We start from the raw sequence: 16,154 nt of genomic DNA, 5'->3' as shown, positions 1-16,154 counted from the left end.
TTTTTCTCCTTATAGTTGACTGTTATCGCTAACGTCGCCGCCACCACAGATATCCAGCTATTACTAAACCTAGAAAAGGCACAATAATAATTGACAACCAAGCTAATAAACTAGCTTGTAAAAATGTCATATTAAGTCGGCGATTTTTCTGTTCTTTAGGACTAATGGAAAGTAATCGATCGTCCTGCTGACTTAACCAACTTATCGAGTTTAAAAACACATCTCCATTGATTTGCTGTGAGAAGAAACCATCGGTAGCAAAATCAGTATTTCCTAATACTACCATTCGCGTTTCTTGTAATGGTTTATCTGATTTATTTTCTTGATTTGGAGTAGGAGATGGTTGAGGTGTTGCAGATTCAATCGATCGAGATAAAGCAATTCCTAAAATTAGTGGCCCCTGTCGATCGCTTTCTGCATTAAATTCTATCTTATCTAGGTTACTTTCTGCCCAACTTTGTTCTGATGTAAACAGTAAAGGTGTTGCTTTGATATTTTTTTCGTCTTTGAAATCTTTGACTAACTCAATCGATCTAGCATCAGGATAAAATGAATATCGATTTTTAAAATCTTGAGTAATTGGGTGATTACCGTAACTACTAACTAAAGCAGCTGTCGGACCTAAACTTCTGACTTGAAACTCGGAAGCATTGACTACTAAGCGATCGTCAATTTTGATTCCCCAATCTTGTAAAATTGGTTCTAATTCAGAAGCTTTAGTCTTTTTATCAACAGTTACCAGTAAACTTCCTCCCCGTTTCTGATACTCTTTTAAAGCAGTTATTTCATCTGCAAAAAGCGCTTGTTGCGGTGCAGCTATCACCACTAAATTAGCATCTTTTGGTACTTCTTTACTCTCAGTTAATTTGAAAGTTTCAACTTGAAAATTTTTATCTTTTAAAGTTTGTACCGCTTCTGATAAACTACCTTCTTTTGTTTCTAGATTCCTTTCTCCATGACCTTGTAAAAAGTAGACTTTCGCCGTGCGATCGCTTCTAATTTCTTGAATAGCATTAGTAAGAGTTTGTTCCGAAAGCAGTTCGGTTTCTTTCACTTTTTGCAAATATTTTCGCTTTTCCCCAGATTCTAAATAAACTTCACCTACATCCTTTACTCCAAACTTTTTCGCTAGTCCGGGGTTACTATTAGGATCGACATATTCAAAACTAAAATTTGCTCCTTGGCGGCGATAGTTTTCCAGTAATTCTTTATCCTGTGGATACTGAGTTCGATCGAATATCCACAGCTTTACAGGTTGATTCAAATTCCTCACTAATTGTTGGGTTGCTGGTGATAAAGTAAATAAGTTATTTTCTGTTAAATCTAAGCGATAATTGTAGCGGTTGCCTAAAAAGTTAATTAACCCCAAAATTACTACAAAGGCTAACATGGCAAATGCTGCATTTGTTCCTGTTTGGGTAGAACGTCTACCCCAAAATTCTTGTGCTGGTGAAGTTAAATCGTTGCTTCCTTGTAATACTATCCAAATGCCAATGGCAACAATTCCAGTAATTATTAATCCTAAACTTATGGGTTCCCAGTTGCCAATTACTGCCATAGCTGACAAACCCATAAATAGCAGGAATAACCCGACCAATAAAAGGTATTTGGTATATTTCTTACTTAATTTGAAGGTTTTCATTTGCTGCTAATTTTGGTAATTTGGACAATTTTTAGGATCTTTGGAAACGGAATGTATCTACTGATTGAGCAGTTAGAAATATTCCTAAAATGATGTAACTGGCAAATAAAATTATACTGCTACTATCAACAATTCCTTGCACTAGAGTACTAAAATGTGTCAATAAAGATAAATGAGTTAAAGCTGCACCAACTGGCCCACTAATACTTTTACCAATTAAGTCCAAAATCCACAATGACATAATCAAGACAAAGGTAAAAACTGCGGCTAATAAAGTGCTATCTGTGAGGGAAGAAATAAACATTCCCAAGGATAAAACACTGGCGGCAAGTAAGATTAATGCCAAAAATCCCATCATTGGTAAAATTGGTTGAATTGGGGGAGTGGAACTGCTAAATGCGATCGCTTCATACAACCACAAAGGCGAAATCATAAAAATAAAAAATGTCAGTGCGCCTAACAATTTTCCCACTGCGACTGACCAATTAGTAATAGGCGAAGTTGCCAACAATTCCAAAGTACCTCGTTTGCGTTCTTCCGCATAAAGACCCATTGAAAGCATCGGTAACACAAACAAAGCTAGGGAACTCATTACGCTACCCAAAAATATCTGTTGAAAAGTGTAAGGTAAATCTACAGGCGGCGCATTTGCTCCTAATTGTTGGTCACGAAAAGCAACTTGAGAAATCAAACCTTGTTGCGGATCGAGAAGAATATAAACAAAAAATAATCCCGAAATAATCCAGAATACACAGGCGATCGCATAAGCTAAAGGAGAAGCAAAATAACTTTGCAATTCTCTACGATAAATCGCCATGATATTCCCAAAAATCACCTGCATTTAACCTTCCTCCTCCTTTTTTTCTAACTCTTCTGTCACAGATTCCGATTCATTAACCTCTGGGTTTTCTAACTCTTCTGTCACAGATTCCGATTCATTAACCTCTGGGTTTTCTAACTCTGATTCAGCAACTACAGATGGCTCATTTATCTGATTTTGTGCAGTCAAATCGGGAACTTCTTCCTGATTTTCTGACTCTGATTCAACAATTACAGATGGCTCATCTGTCTGATTTTGTGCAGCCAAATCGGGAACTTCTTCCTGATTTTCTGACTCTGAACTTTCTAGAGTTTTGCTTTCAGCTTCATTTTCAGCTTTATTAAGATTTATTTTTTCAGCAGTCGTCAATCTTAAGAAAACTTCTTCCAAGCTGGCGCGAGTTCGACGCATTTCATACAAACCTAAATCAGACCCCACTAAAGCTGCTGCAATTTCCCTACCAATTTCCTCTCCTGGTTCTGAAACTACTCGATAAAGACCGCGATTTTCTGGTAAAAATACTCCGCTACTTACTGGCACAGATTCTACCAAACTTACTCCCGAAAGCAAGCGCAACCTTTCCAAAATTGTTTCTTGCTCTCCCTCAATTTCCAACTCGTAACCTGTACCGCCAACTAAATTTGCTTCTAGGTTTTCCGGTGTATTAGTGGCGACAATTTTGCCGCGATTAATAATTGTGATTCGGCTGCAAGTCATACTTACTTCTGGCAGAATGTGGGTAGAAAGAATGATCGTGTGACTGCCAGCCAAACTCTTAATTAAATTCCGCATTTCGATAATTTGTCGCGGGTCTAAACCGACCGTTGGTTCATCTAAAATTAAGGCAGGTGGGTCATGAACGATCGCTTGAGCGATTCCCACTCGCTGACGAAAACCCTTAGACAGCTTGCGAATTAAAACCTGACGCTTTTCTTGAAGATTGCAACGTTCGATCGCTGACTTTACTTTATCAGCGCGATCGCCCGCCGGAACACCCTTAATCCGCGAAACAAAATAAAGAAACCCTTCCACCGTCATATCAGGATACAGCGGGGGCAATTCCGGCAAATAACCAATCCTTTGCCGCACCGCCATCGAATCCTCATGGACATCATACCCCGCAATCCTCGCCGTACCACTGGTTGCAGGTAAATACCCCGCCAAAATCCGCATTGTAGTTGTTTTTCCGGCTCCATTTGGCCCCAAAAACCCCACTATTTCTCCCGGTTCTACCGTAAAAGAGACATCCTGGATAGCTGGGGATGAACCATAGATTTTGGTCAAATTCTCCACTTCAATCATTTAACTTTACTCCAGGAAGTTGCCAATCCCGTATACACTAACAATCGTTTGCACAAAATACACTAAAAACAGCTTGAGCATTGTACAACGATCGCAGATCCTCCTGGCAAAACTTTACGGCGATTCTGTGGCAAGCAAATGGCAGTTATGTGTCAATTACTTGACATTGTTGCCACTCAAACTTAAAACAGTTATCACCTTAATCAAAAGGAGGGAGCAAGTGAAAGACCTATTCTACAAGATTAGGACTAGACACTTTAGGGTGCAACTTAATCCTTAACCCTGATTCACTTCCCAACTCAACCTAACTAATAGCTGATGAGCGAACAAAGCAGAAGCTCTATAAGAATTAACAATGACGCAGCAGCACAAGTCGCAGCTTGGCTGTTGGGTAACTACTATTTTGACTTGAGGGGCTATCAACCCTGTGAACTAGTAGATAGCTGGCTGAACTATTACCCAGCTAACTGGCTGCGTCTAGCAGTAATTGAAGCACTTTACCAAGGACGTTACAAAGCCGTTTCTGTAGAGCAAATATTAATCATTTGGCACAGGCGTAACCAAGCGCTTTATCATTTCAACTATGAGTTTGAAACCTTAATTTGCAGCAAATTACCCTCAGAACTGACACAAATATTCTCTTCAAGTGTCAGTAATAGCGCTGCTCCCATTACATCATCTCCTGAACCCGAACCTTCCCATAGTGATTCCGAAATAGAGGTGGAGCAAAAATCTGTTTCTACTTCCCATCCTTTTGAGGCTTTTGCTCAGTCTTCCCTACCTACAATAAAACCAGACCTTTCACCAGTGGAAGAAACGGAAGAAGTTCAACCCGACTTATCTTCTACCACCAATGAATTCCCGCAAACAAGTAATTTAGAAGAAGAGTACCAAACGATCGCACAGGAAGAATATCTTTCTTATCACCAAGACTCTATGGATTATTCTAGCGATCGCTCCAACAACTACCCCTTCCCCGACCTTTTCACCAAACTCAAAGCCCTAGCCCTCCAACATCAACAACTAATCATTCAGCAACAGCAAGAAATATGAAGGCACGCTCTCCCGTACTTGTGGTGGAAAACCCTGGTTTTAGGGACTGGGGACTGGGGACTAGGGACTGGGAAACCTTGTGGAGTAAGCACTTTGCTAATTAATTAGGTTTACTTATTACCATGAGTACGGGAGAGCCTGAAGGCAGAGGGGCTTCAGAGGCAGAAGGTAAAAAATTCTCCTTGTCACCTTGTCCCTTCGTTAGTTATGAGTTTTAAGTTTTGAGTTTTAAATTAATAACTTAAAACTGATAACTCAAAACTCAAAACTCGCCCTTCTACCTAACTCTTCACCTCCGCCGCATTAGCAGCAGCAGGTGGAGTAGTAACGCCTAAGCGAATTTCTGAGCAGAAAGAAGCCATGCTGAAGCCACCGAAGCGTTTTAAAATACTGGTGCGAAGCCGTAAGTTCGGGCTGGCGAACCAAAGACGTTCTTCCGAGTACATGGTTTCATACTCGGTAATTAGCGTCAGTGCGCCATCACTACCCATAACGTAGCGTCCGGCAACTCCAGCTTTTTCCGCATAACCAACATCGCGCAATAATTTGCCTTCACCTGGTTTATCAGGGTCGGGAATTGGTACTAACACAGAAGAACCTGTATGCTTTTCTTGATCCCATTCCATTGTGCCGTCCCAAGTAACTCTGGCACCGCCCCAAGCTAAACTAGGGTTAATTTCGTATTGTTCGCACAGCTTGATCACTTCTGGATCGTTAGCTGGTAGCATTTCAATCCTGATGTCTGATTTGCCACTTTCTGATTGTTTAAATGCTAAATGGTGACTAGTGCGTTGAGAAAACCATTTACCCGCACTCATTTCAAAGAATTCTTTAATGTCCATGAATCAAATTAAGTTGCGCGTTTTTAACCTGATAATCCCAATCTTAAGCGATTTTGGTTATGAGGACTGGGGATAAGGGCGGGGTTAGGGGTTAGGGGTTAGGGAAAAACTCCGAGAACCCCTCTGCTTTTTACTGTCCTAGCCGTTGTAGGGAGATAGTTGCTGCTTGGGAAACTTGGGAGTGATTGTCTTTTTCTAGATATTTGAGTGCGGGAATGCTCTTTGGATGTTGAAGTTGTCCTAATGCTTCGGCTAATCTTTGTCTGACTAACCAATCTGGAGATTGAGCAAATTTTAATATTCGATCAACTGCTTGTGTTGCTTTGATTTCTCCTAAAGCTGCGATCGCAGCCTGTTGCAATACCACTTCGTCAGATTCTAGCGCCTTAATTAAAATTTCGTAAGCTCTTGGATCTTTGAGGTTTCCTAGCGAAACTGCGGCACTAAAACGCACTAACCAATCAGTGTCTTCGTAAAAAGCACGGGAAAGGGGTTCAAATGCCCGTCGATCTTCCAAATAACCTAACGCACCTGCTGCATCCGCACGAATTCCGTAGTCTGGATCGTTCTCCAGTAATTTTACCAGAATTGGATAACATTCCTCAGTTTGCTTCAACCCTAAAGCAAATACTGCCATTGAGCGAACCTGCAAATTTTTATCATGCAAAACTTTTTTAATCAACGGTACTGCTTCGATCGCTGGTACATCTCGCAATGACGCTAACGCAACCATTCGATCGCGGGAAGAATCGCTATCAAGCTGAGCAGAAATTTGTTCTAGCTTAGAATTACTCATGTTTGTGAAATCATTCTTTATATTTATTAATATAACTTATCCAAGACTTAACTAAGCTACAAACCAACAGAGCATAAGCAGCTGGAGACAGAAAAATAGCTACCGTAATTTTACGGATATAGTATCTGAACAAAAATTAGGTCAGTCAGACAAGAATAGGGAAGTGTTAACATTTCTAATATCATTAGGTCTAATCTGATTTGATAGCACTCGGAAGCGGGGATAATCTTAATCAGGGGATAAAAATTGAAATATGGAAACAGAAGGAATTAATAGCTTATATGAAAATCGCTTGAATCATCCGATCGATCAAGCTGCCTTACCGATTATACTGGCACGACAAGTACAGCCCCAAGGAGAAATGAATATTGATTTTCCTGCATCACTACTGGAACATATAAATTGTGCTTTAATTGCTACAGATAAAGATGGGACTATTACCTATTGGAACCGCTATGCAGAAACTCTTTATCAATGGACAGCCTCAGAAGTAAAGGGTAAAAATATCTATCAAATCACGTTAGCAGAAGAATCCGGGCAGCAAGCTTCAGCAATAATCGAGCAGTTATTAAGAATTGGTTTTTGGAAAGGAAAGCTTTTTTCCAGAAGAAGAGATGGGAGTAGGTTTTGGATAGAAATTACAATTTCCCCCATAAAAGATGATAAAGGCGAAGTAAAAGGTTTTGTAGGAGTTGCTGACGATACTGAAGTATTGACAATTACTAATAATATAACAGAAGGAAAAACTGCTAATGAACAGTTAGCAAAAAGTGAAGATCGTTATCGAATTGTTTCAGAATTGATTTCCGATTTTGCCTATGCTGCGAAGATAGATAGTGATAGTAACTTTAAAACGGATTGGATGACGGGTGCAGTGAGTCGCATTACGGGATATAACTGCGAAGAAATGGCAAATAGGGGAGGTTGGCAAAGTTTAATTCATCCCGAAGATTTGCCCAGATATTTAGAAAGAATGCAAAATTTATTGCTCTGGCAATCAGATATTAGTGAGTATCGAATTATTACTAAAGAAGGGGAAATTCGTTGGTTGCGTGATTATCGACAACCAGTTTATTGTGAAGATAGAGAGCGATCGCTAGTTGTTTATGGTGCAGCACAGGATATCACTGAACGTAAACAAGCAGAGGAAGCACTGCGTCAACAAACCGAACGAGAAAGACTGTTAGGAATGATTCACGAACGCATTCGTCAGTCTTTGAAAATAGATGAAATTTTAGGGCAAGCAGTAGAAGAAGTTCGCAGCTTTTTGCAAGTAGAAAGAGTTACTATTTATCAACTCGATGAAAGTGGAGATGGGCAATTTGTTGTAGAATCAGTAGCGGTAAATTGTGACTCAATAATTGGTTTGCCGTTTAAAGATGATTGTTTTAAAACCGAGTATGTAGAAAAATATCAACAAGGGTATATCTCGGCTATTGATGATGTTTACCAAGCTAACCTTACTGCTTGTCACTTGGAAATATTAAGCAAGTTTAAAATTCGCGCTAATTTAATAGTGCCGATCGTATTTAATAATAAATTATGGGGTTTGTTATGCGCTCATCATTGTTCTGAACCAAGGCATTGGCAACCATTTGAAATAGAGTCGTTGCAACAATTGGCGGTGAAAATTGCGATCGCGATCGAACAATCGGAATTGTATCAACAAATTAAAAAACTGAACGAAGATTTAGAAATCCAAGTCCAAGAACGCACGGCTGAATTAGAAAAAGCTTTGGAATTTGAAGCAACTTTAAAACGCATTACTGATAAAGTCCGCGATAGCTTAGATGAAAATCAAATTCTCCAAACAGCAGTCAGAGAATTAGCCATTGGACTAGGTATGAATTCATGTAATGCTTCAGTTTACGACTTAGAAAAAGACACATCTACAATCTGTTTTGAGCACGTAATTTGTGGGCCACAATACAAAGGTAGAGTGGCACAAATGGGAAATTTCCCGGAACTGTATCACAATCAATTATTGCAAAAACACTACTTTCAATTTTGTTCAATTCCCATCAATCCCGAAAGAGGACGAGTAGCAATGTTAGCTTGTCCAATTGTAGATAATCAAGGAGTATTGGGGGATTTGTGGTTAGTTAATCATCATGATTATGGTTTTAGTGAATTAGAAATTCGCTTAGTACAACAGGTAGCAAATCAATGTGCGATCGCTATTCGCCAAGCCAGACTTTACCAAGCAGCACAAACTCAAGTAGAAGAATTAGCCAAACTAAATCAACTTAAAGATGACTTTTTAAGCACAGTTTCCCATGAATTGCGAACCCCAATGGCGAACATGAAAATGGCAATTCAAATGCTGAAGATTTCTCCACCAGGCGATAAACAACAACGTTACTTACAAATTTTGCAATCAGAATGTAATCGGGAAACTGAACTAATTAATGATTTACTAGACTTACAAAGATTAGAAGCAGCATCTTATCCAATTTCCTTAGAAGAAGCGATCGACATTCCCGAATGGCTACCCGGAATTGTCGAACCATTTATTAGCCGTGCCCAAGAACGAAGTCAAATTTTACAAACACAAATGGCGCTTGACTTACCCGTACTAATTACCGATCGCGCAGGCTTAGGGCGAATAGTCGCAGAACTCTTAAATAACGCTTGCAAATACACATCTTCAGGAGGCAAAATTATTCTCAATATTTGTCAAGAAGAAGAGATTAAACCAACTTCAGAACCAGAAACAGAGTCAAATGATTTTACATTAGAAAATCTTCAAAATACTGTTACTGAAGTTATTACCTTTAGCGTAAAAAATCAAGCAGAAATTCCCGCAGAAGAGATACCCAACGTATTTAAAAAGTTTTATCGAGTGCCAAAATCCGACCTTTGGAAACAAGGTGGTACAGGTTTAGGACTTGCCTTAGTGAAAAAATTAGTAGACCAAATGAAGGGTAAGATTAACCTAGAAAGTCAAGAAGGTTGGACTACTTTTTATGTGAAATTACCAACCAAAATCAAATAGGTTCGTTGTGACGGCTTCAGTCGTACTCTAATCCTAGAACGCCGATTCAGTATTGTAGTCGGGGATGAGAAATCGGGTTCTTTCCCTAGCGCAGTCGATATTTTGTTACCCCAAGCCAAAGAAACCCGGTTTCTGGGATTACTGAATTGGTGTTCTAGATGAAAACGACTAAAGTCGTTACAACGAACTGAGAGAATTACTAATCTTTGGTATTCAACTTTCTTTCTCTAAGTTTGAGTAAAATTTCTGCGTGAACTTCGCGAGTAATGGGGTAAAAATAGGTTAAAATTAAACCCAAAATTAAAGATATAGTGGGCAAAGGGCCGATCGCAAACTTAATAGCAAACAACACAGCATCTGGTTGAACTGGGGGAGGATTGTTAGCTATAGGTTTGAGATATCCTGCCCAATCTAAACTTTTTAAAACTAGGAAAACTGCGATCGCCAAACAAACCTTTTGCAACAACACCACAAAACTATAATAAATTCCCTCCCGACGTTGCCCAGTTTTTAATTCATCCAATTCAATCACATCTGGTAACATTGACCAAGGAATTAAATAAGCAGTGGAAACACCAAAACCAGCCATAATTGCTAACACAAACATTAAAGTTACTTGAGTTGGCTGCAAGAAAAATAAACCAGCTTGGGCAATAATCCATAAACCCATACCCATAAAATAAACGCCTCTTTTCCCCACTCGCTGACTAACTGCACTCCAGACATATAACATAGCCAAAGCAGTTCCTTGAACGGCGAGAATTACTTGGGCAGTAACACTATCTGGCAACCGCATCCAAGAAACTACAAAATAAGGGATAATTGCCGCTGTTAATTGTACGCCTAACCAAGAACAAAGATAAATCCCAATCACATATAAAAATGGGCGATTACGCCAAACTATTTTTAATTGTTCCCAAATCGGTAAAGTAACAGCTTCTTCAATTTCTGGATGTCGGGAAGCTACTGCCAAAACCCGATCGCGAACTCCCCAAATGCACCAATAAATTGGTAAAATCGAAATTACCGCACAAACCAAACCAACTATTAAGAATTGCCGAACGCGATCGTTAGGAAACATTGCCGCAATAATCGCCACAATAATTACTGAAACAATACTGCCACCGATCGAAAAGCCAAACCGAAAACTATTTAATTTTGTCCGTTCGTCATAATCCAAAGTTAATTCTGGAGTCAATGCCGTGTAAGGTAAATTAATTACCGTATAAAACGCATTAAACAAAATCGAAACTATCACGTAATACCAAAACAATCCCCATTGATTCTCAGTATTAATTCCAGCAAAATTCGGCACGATCCACTGTAAAAAGAACGTAATTCCAAAAGGAATCGCCCCATAAAGCATCCAAGGCAACCGCCGACCCCATCTCGATTGAGTTCGATCGCTAAGTACACCTACGATCGGATCGTTAATCGCATCCCAAATTTTCCCAACCAGCAACACCCAACCCGCCAAACTCGGATTTAAACCAGCCACATCAGTCAAAAAATAAGCCGTATAAAATATCCCAATATTAGCTGTAATTGCTGCGCCCATATCACCCGCACCAAAAGCGAGTTGAGTACCCAGGTTCAGCTTTTCACTATCAGGGGTTTCATTAGCAAAATCGTCAGATGAGTTGTGCATCACTTAATTATATTTTGGATAAAAAGTACGTTGTTGCACTTTAGCGCTAAAATTTTACAATAAAACCAACCAAATTAATCGGAAAACACATAATAAAAAAATTTAATCTAATTCAGGAAAACCGATCGCCTATTTTACAAAATATTTCAAGAATACCCAATCACTCAGTTAGAGAGAACTTAATTGATTTATAAAATTAAATGATAAATTGTAGAACCGAACAAAATTTAATCTACAAATAACAAATTTGTAGTTAAGTTTGCTCAGTTAAGCCATTTGCTGCTTTATTATGATTGCATTAGCAAATTTACTCATTGATTGCGAATTGCTATCTCTAAACGGCTGAAAATCGGACAACAGATACTTGGAACATGGTTAAAGTATGTCATCTTCTTTAAGTCATAACTTTAGTCTTTCTCAACCAATGGAGAAAGAAGATTCGGCACAACAGTCGGCAAGAGATTGTCAATGGCAAACGCTTTTTGAGACTGCCTGGGATGCGATCGCGATCGTAGATAATCAAGGGCGTTACCTAGAGGTTAACCCCGCTGCCTGTGAATTATTCGGATTAGAGCCAGAAAAGCTACTAAAATGCTCTATTTCTGAGTTTACAGAACCAGAATTTGATTTCCTAGCCAGATGGCAACTTCCACAACAGCAAAAAATTCGCGGTGAGTTGCGGATATTGCGACTTGATGGCGAAATTCGCACAGTGGAATATGCAGCGACAGCGAAATCTTCGCCCGATCGCTATCTGTTAGTAATGCGAGATATTACCGAACGCAAACAAGCAGAAGCGCAAGTCGAAAAACTTACCCACCAACTATCACAAACTCAAGCTCAACTCCAGGAAACAGGCATTGAACCTGGGGGGAATGCTGCGGGAGAAACTCATCGCCTAGAGCAAATTGCCCGCCATATTCCCGGCGTGATTTATCAATTTCGGTTGCGTCCTGATGGGAGTTCCTATTTTCCTTATGCTAGTGAGGGGATGCGAGAAATTTATGGTTTTGCGCCAGAAGAATTGCGGGAGAATGCCTTAAAAGCTTTTACGGTTGTTCATCCTGAAGATTTAGATCGCGTCACTCAATCTATACTCAAATCAGCTGAAGACTTGACTCCTTGGTATTGCGAATATCGAGTGCGTTTTTCTGATGGAAGAATACTCTGGTTAGTTGGTCATTCTACACCCCACCGAGAACCCGACGGCAGTACTCTTTGGCACGGCTATATTCGGGACATTAGCGCTCAAAAAATCGCACAATTAGAACTAGAGCAATTTTTTAATGTTAGCCTCGATCTTCTCTGTATTGCCGATGTTAATGGTTATTTTCGCCGTCTGAATCGCGCTTGGGAAACTACACTTGGCTATAGTGTCAAAGAATTAGAAGGTCAACTCTTTCTCGATTTCGTTCATCCCGACGATCTTGCTTTCACTTTAGAGGCAATTTCTGAGTTGACTGAACAAAAACCCGTTTTACAATTTACTAATCGCTATCGTGCCAAAGATGGAACTTATCGATACATTGAATGGCGTTCCATAGCTTGTGGAGATTTGATTTATGCGGCAGCTAGAGATATCACAGAACGCAAACAGGTAGAAGAAGATCTGCAAAATTCCCTGAAACAATTATCAGATATTAAATTTGCTTTGGATCGAGTGGCGATCGTTGCTATCACTGATGAGCGAGGAACTATTAACTATGCCAACGATAATTTTTGCCAAATTTCTCAATATTCTAGAGAAGAACTCATTGGTAAAAACCATCGCTTGATTAAATCAGGTTATCATCCGCAAGAATTTTTTCAAAATCTTTGGCAGACGATTTCTACAGGGCAAGTTTGGCAAGGAGAAATCAAAAATAAAGCTAAAGACGGAACTTATTATTGGGTAGATACGACGATCGTTCCTTTGCTCGACGAACATGGTAAACCAAAACAATATTTAGCAATTAGAATTGATGTTACATCACGCAAAGAAGCAGAGGCAAAATTAATTGAAACTACCCAACTCCAACAAGTAATTTTAGATGGTGCTAACTACACGATTATTTCCACTGATACAAATGGCATTATCAAAACTTTTAATGCTGCTGCTCAAAGACTTTTAGGATATTCTTCAGCAGAAGTAGTAGACAAACTTACACCAGAAATTATTCACGATTCAGAAGAGATTAGACAAAGAGCGATCGAATTAAGTGCAGAACTAGGCAAAACCATTGAACCAGGATTTGAGGTATTTGTGGCTAAGGCACGTTTCGGAGTCGTTGACGAAAAAGAATGGTCTTATATTCGTAAAGATGGTTCGCGTTTTCCGGTGCAACTTTCTATTACTCCTTTGCGCGATCGAGAAGGAAAAATCACCGGATTTTTGGGTATAGGAAATGATATCACCGATCGCAAGCAAGCCGAAACAACCCTAAGACAAAAAACTCAAGAATTAGAAACAACTCTAAGTAAATTGCAAACTACCCAAACCCAATTAATTCAAGCGGAAAAAATGTCAAGTTTGGGGCAATTAGTCGCTGGGATTGCCCATGAAATTAATAATCCGGTGAGCTTTATTTATAGCAATATTCAACACGCAACTGATTATGTTAATAACTTATTTGAGTTAATTGACCTTTACCAAAAGTATTGTCCAAATCCACACCAGACAATTTCTAAATTTATAGAAGATATCGAGCTTGAGTATTTAAAAACCGATTTTTCCAACTTACTAAAATCAATGAAAAAGGGATCTACACGCATTCGCGATATTGTTAAATCCTTGCGAACTTTTTCTCGCTTAGATGAAGCAGATTTAAAAGAAATAGATATTCATGAAAATATCGAAAGTACCCTATTGATTTTGCAGAATCGGTTAAGCGGTAGGTTGGGAACATCAGAGATTATTGTTAATAGAAATTATGGGAAACTACCCTTAATCGAATGTTATGGTGGTTTACTAAATCAAGTATTTATGAATTTGTTGGTCAATGCGATCGATGCGATCGAACAACAAAGACAAAACCTAAAACATTCCCAAAATTTAGATTATATAGGCACGATTAAAATTACTACTACTAAAATTTCCGAAAATCGGGTTTCGCTCTCTATTCAAGATAATGGTTGTGGGATGACTCCGCAAGTAAAAGAAAAAATATTTAATCCATTTTTTACTACTAAACCTGTCGGCAAAGGGACAGGTATGGGATTAGCAATTAGCTATCAAATTATCACCGAAAATCATCAAGGTGATTTGCAGTGTTTTTCTACACTGGGAAAAGGAACTGAATTTCGGATTGTCTTGCCGATTCGCGAACAGCGATAATCCGATCGGCAAGAACAGCCAAAGATTTATTCAATTCATTCGCTCTCGTTATCAAGACCGAAGATGGCAGGCGTGATAGGTTTTGGCTTCTTGCCGTTTTGCGCTTCGCGAAACAGCCCTGCCCATCTCCTTACCTCCCCATCAGTTAGCCCACATTTGGATATTCGATATTAGAACTAACAGACTTTTTCAGTAAGCTCTAAGTACAATTAACAGGAAAAGAACCCAGATTTATTACAAGATATTAATTAGTTAACCAGGAAAATTACTTACTTTTATATCCGTTAGTGCTGATATTATCAGTAATAACTCGTAGAAGTAATTATGTATTTTTTGGGTAATTACTAAGAAATGATTTGTTGCTCTTTGGCAACAGTTATAACCCGCAAATTTATGAAATCTTATTTTTGAAATTTACTCAAAAAAAGGAACATTAAAACGTAAGACCCTATACTAGCAATAGTTTTCAGAGAATTTAAAGAATTGTATCTATATGCAAAAATATGTTGTTTTTGTAAAGACTGTCAAAATCTCTGGCATAACCAATGAGCATTGAATAATACTTGTATTTAGAAAAGAAAAAAAGCTTAATACCTGAATAAATCACCATAATGCCAAAAAAGATTAAGTGATTTTTACCAGTAACTAAGCTTCTAAATTATTCAAATAATGTGTGTTAATTGGAGAGCGAAATGATTGCTATCAAATCGGAAAACCTAGTCAAAAGTTTGACAACAGCCAGACTGAGTATTGGCGTTCGGGCAGCCTGTGTATCATTGGCAACACTAACAATGGTGACAGTTGCTAGCGTTCAAGCTGCTCATGCTGGGGCAATGCGACGTGATTTAACTTATACCCCGCAACAAACCTTACCAGGTAACGATGATGGCAGTACCGGGAGAGTTGATATTGGGTTTACAGCTAACTTCTTTGGTTTAAATTTCAACCAACTTTACGTTAACAACAACGGTAACGTTACCTTCGATCGCGCTTTGTCAACATTTACTCCGTTCGGTCTAACTAGCACTGCTAGCCAAATTATCGCACCGTTCTTCGGTGATGTTGATACTCGGCCTGGAAACCCTGTCACCTACGGACAAACTACTGTAAACGGTCGTCAAGCTTTCGCAGTCAACTGGGATAACGTTGGTTACTTCAGTTATGGTACAGATAGAACAAACAGCTTCCAGTTGGTGATGGTCGATCGCTCTGATACAGGAGTAGGAAACTTTGACTTTGAATTCAACTTCGATCGAGTTCAGTGGGAAGCTGGTAGTGCCAGTGGTGGAAGCAATGGGTTAGGTGGAAGCCCTGCGCGTGTAGGCTTTTCTAACGGTACTGGTGCGCCCGGTTCATTTTTTGAATTGGCTGGCTCAGCGGTGAATGGTGCCTTCCTTGATAGTAATCTCACCACTGGTTTAATCTACAATAGGTTAAACAGCGATGTAGACGGACGATACGTATTCGCAGCCCGAAATGGTAGTATTCAAACCGAAGTTCCCGAACCTTCTTCAATAATTGCTTTATTTACATTGGGTGCTTTAGGAGTAAATGCACTACGCAAGGGAAGAAAGGAAAGTAAAGTATCAAATTAAGCCAACGTTAATTATAGTTCGATAATAAAGGATGGTTAATTGTTCATTAGAACACTGATGAGCAATTAACCATCCTTTAGCTATTGCATATTAAACATCTGTAACGAAAGGTGTCGTATCATTTTTATATCAGAAATTACGACTTTAT

Annotated in this window: 10 protein-coding genes; 4 read left to right on the top strand and 6 right to left on the bottom strand. The window is 39.1% G+C overall.

The annotated features are described in order from the left end of the window. Positions 1–28: 28 nt before the first annotated feature. Genes ACE1CA_RS27790 through ACE1CA_RS27780 form a run of 3 tightly spaced genes read right to left on the bottom strand, consistent with a single transcriptional unit; the run spans position 29 to position 3,764 of the window. Positions 29–1,642, bottom strand: a complete 1,614-nt coding sequence (locus ACE1CA_RS27790; RefSeq protein ID WP_413278287.1) for a GldG family protein — start codon at positions 1,640–1,642, stop codon at positions 29–31. Positions 1,643–1,673: 31 nt separating this feature from the next. Further along, positions 1,674–2,483, bottom strand: coding sequence for an ABC transporter permease (locus ACE1CA_RS27785; RefSeq protein WP_413278288.1), 810 nt, complete (start codon positions 2,481–2,483; stop codon positions 1,674–1,676). Next, on the bottom strand, positions 2,484–3,764 hold the full coding sequence (locus ACE1CA_RS27780; protein WP_486517561.1) for an ABC transporter ATP-binding protein: 1,281 nt from the start codon (positions 3,762–3,764) through the stop codon (positions 2,484–2,486). 318 nt (positions 3,765–4,082) lie between these two features. Here ACE1CA_RS27780 and ACE1CA_RS27775 point away from each other — a divergent pair, with 318 nt between their 5' ends. Next, positions 4,083–4,817 (top strand): hypothetical protein, encoded by a 735-nt coding sequence (locus tag ACE1CA_RS27775; protein ID WP_413278290.1) that lies wholly within the window; start codon positions 4,083–4,085, stop codon positions 4,815–4,817. A gap of 281 nt (positions 4,818–5,098) precedes the next feature. Here ACE1CA_RS27775 and ACE1CA_RS27770 read toward each other — a convergent pair whose 3' ends face one another. Both ACE1CA_RS27770 and ACE1CA_RS27765 read right to left on the bottom strand, forming a co-directional pair. Then, on the bottom strand, positions 5,099–5,659 hold the full coding sequence (locus tag ACE1CA_RS27770; RefSeq protein ID WP_413278291.1) for a phycobiliprotein lyase: 561 nt from the start codon (positions 5,657–5,659) through the stop codon (positions 5,099–5,101). A gap of 130 nt (positions 5,660–5,789) precedes the next feature. After that, a complete protein-coding gene (locus ACE1CA_RS27765; protein ID WP_413278292.1) occupies positions 5,790–6,455 on the bottom strand; it encodes a HEAT repeat domain-containing protein in 666 nt (221 codons plus the stop codon). Positions 6,456–6,708: 253 nt separating this feature from the next. Here ACE1CA_RS27765 and ACE1CA_RS27760 point away from each other — a divergent pair, with 253 nt between their 5' ends. Next, positions 6,709–9,450, top strand: a complete 2,742-nt coding sequence (locus tag ACE1CA_RS27760; protein ID WP_413278293.1) for a sensor histidine kinase — start codon at positions 6,709–6,711, stop codon at positions 9,448–9,450. Between the two features lie 199 nt (positions 9,451–9,649). On the opposite strand, the gene ACE1CA_RS27755 is transcribed toward ACE1CA_RS27760, so the two are convergent. After that, entirely contained in the window at positions 9,650–11,098 is a 1,449-nt protein-coding gene (locus tag ACE1CA_RS27755) for an MFS transporter (RefSeq protein ID WP_459563623.1), read from the bottom strand. A 382-nt stretch (positions 11,099–11,480) separates the two neighbouring features. Between ACE1CA_RS27755 and ACE1CA_RS27750 the strand changes: the two genes are divergently transcribed. Together ACE1CA_RS27750 and ACE1CA_RS27745 are read left to right on the top strand one after the other, a co-directional pair. After that, positions 11,481–14,411 carry a PAS domain S-box protein gene (locus tag ACE1CA_RS27750; protein WP_413278295.1) on the top strand — a complete coding sequence of 977 codons (2,931 nt, stop codon included), beginning with the start codon at positions 11,481–11,483 and terminating at the stop codon, positions 14,409–14,411. A 692-nt stretch (positions 14,412–15,103) separates the two neighbouring features. Then, on the top strand, positions 15,104–16,006 hold the full coding sequence (locus ACE1CA_RS27745; RefSeq protein WP_413278296.1) for a nidogen-like domain-containing protein: 903 nt from the start codon (positions 15,104–15,106) through the stop codon (positions 16,004–16,006). The last annotated feature ends 148 nt before the right edge of the window (positions 16,007–16,154 follow it).

Origin of the sequence: Floridaenema evergladense BLCC-F167 (assembly GCF_041929205.2) — a bacterium.
GTDB classification, from domain to species: domain Bacteria; phylum Cyanobacteriota; class Cyanobacteriia; order Cyanobacteriales; family Aerosakkonemataceae; genus Floridanema; species Floridanema evergladense.
This window is presented reverse-complemented; position numbering and strand designations above follow the sequence as displayed.

Excerpts from the sequence above, each read along its gene's own strand:
- ACE1CA_RS27790 (WP_413278287.1), bottom strand. The coding sequence starts at position 1,642 with ATGAAAACCTTCAAATTAAGTAAGAAATATACCAAATACCTTTTATTG.
- ACE1CA_RS27785 (WP_413278288.1), bottom strand. The coding sequence starts at position 2,483 with ATGCAGGTGATTTTTGGGAATATCATGGCGATTTATCGTAGAGAATTG.
- ACE1CA_RS27780 (WP_486517561.1), bottom strand. The coding sequence starts at position 3,764 with ATGATTGAAGTGGAGAATTTGACCAAAATCTATGGTTCATCCCCAGCT.
- ACE1CA_RS27775 (WP_413278290.1), top strand. The coding sequence starts at position 4,083 with ATGAGCGAACAAAGCAGAAGCTCTATAAGAATTAACAATGACGCAGCA.
- ACE1CA_RS27770 (WP_413278291.1), bottom strand. The coding sequence starts at position 5,659 with ATGGACATTAAAGAATTCTTTGAAATGAGTGCGGGTAAATGGTTTTCT.
- ACE1CA_RS27765 (WP_413278292.1), bottom strand. The coding sequence starts at position 6,455 with ATGAGTAATTCTAAGCTAGAACAAATTTCTGCTCAGCTTGATAGCGAT.
- ACE1CA_RS27760 (WP_413278293.1), top strand. The coding sequence starts at position 6,709 with ATGGAAACAGAAGGAATTAATAGCTTATATGAAAATCGCTTGAATCAT.
- ACE1CA_RS27755 (WP_459563623.1), bottom strand. The coding sequence starts at position 11,098 with ATGCACAACTCATCTGACGATTTTGCTAATGAAACCCCTGATAGTGAA.
- ACE1CA_RS27750 (WP_413278295.1), top strand. The coding sequence starts at position 11,481 with ATGTCATCTTCTTTAAGTCATAACTTTAGTCTTTCTCAACCAATGGAG.
- ACE1CA_RS27745 (WP_413278296.1), top strand. The coding sequence starts at position 15,104 with ATGATTGCTATCAAATCGGAAAACCTAGTCAAAAGTTTGACAACAGCC.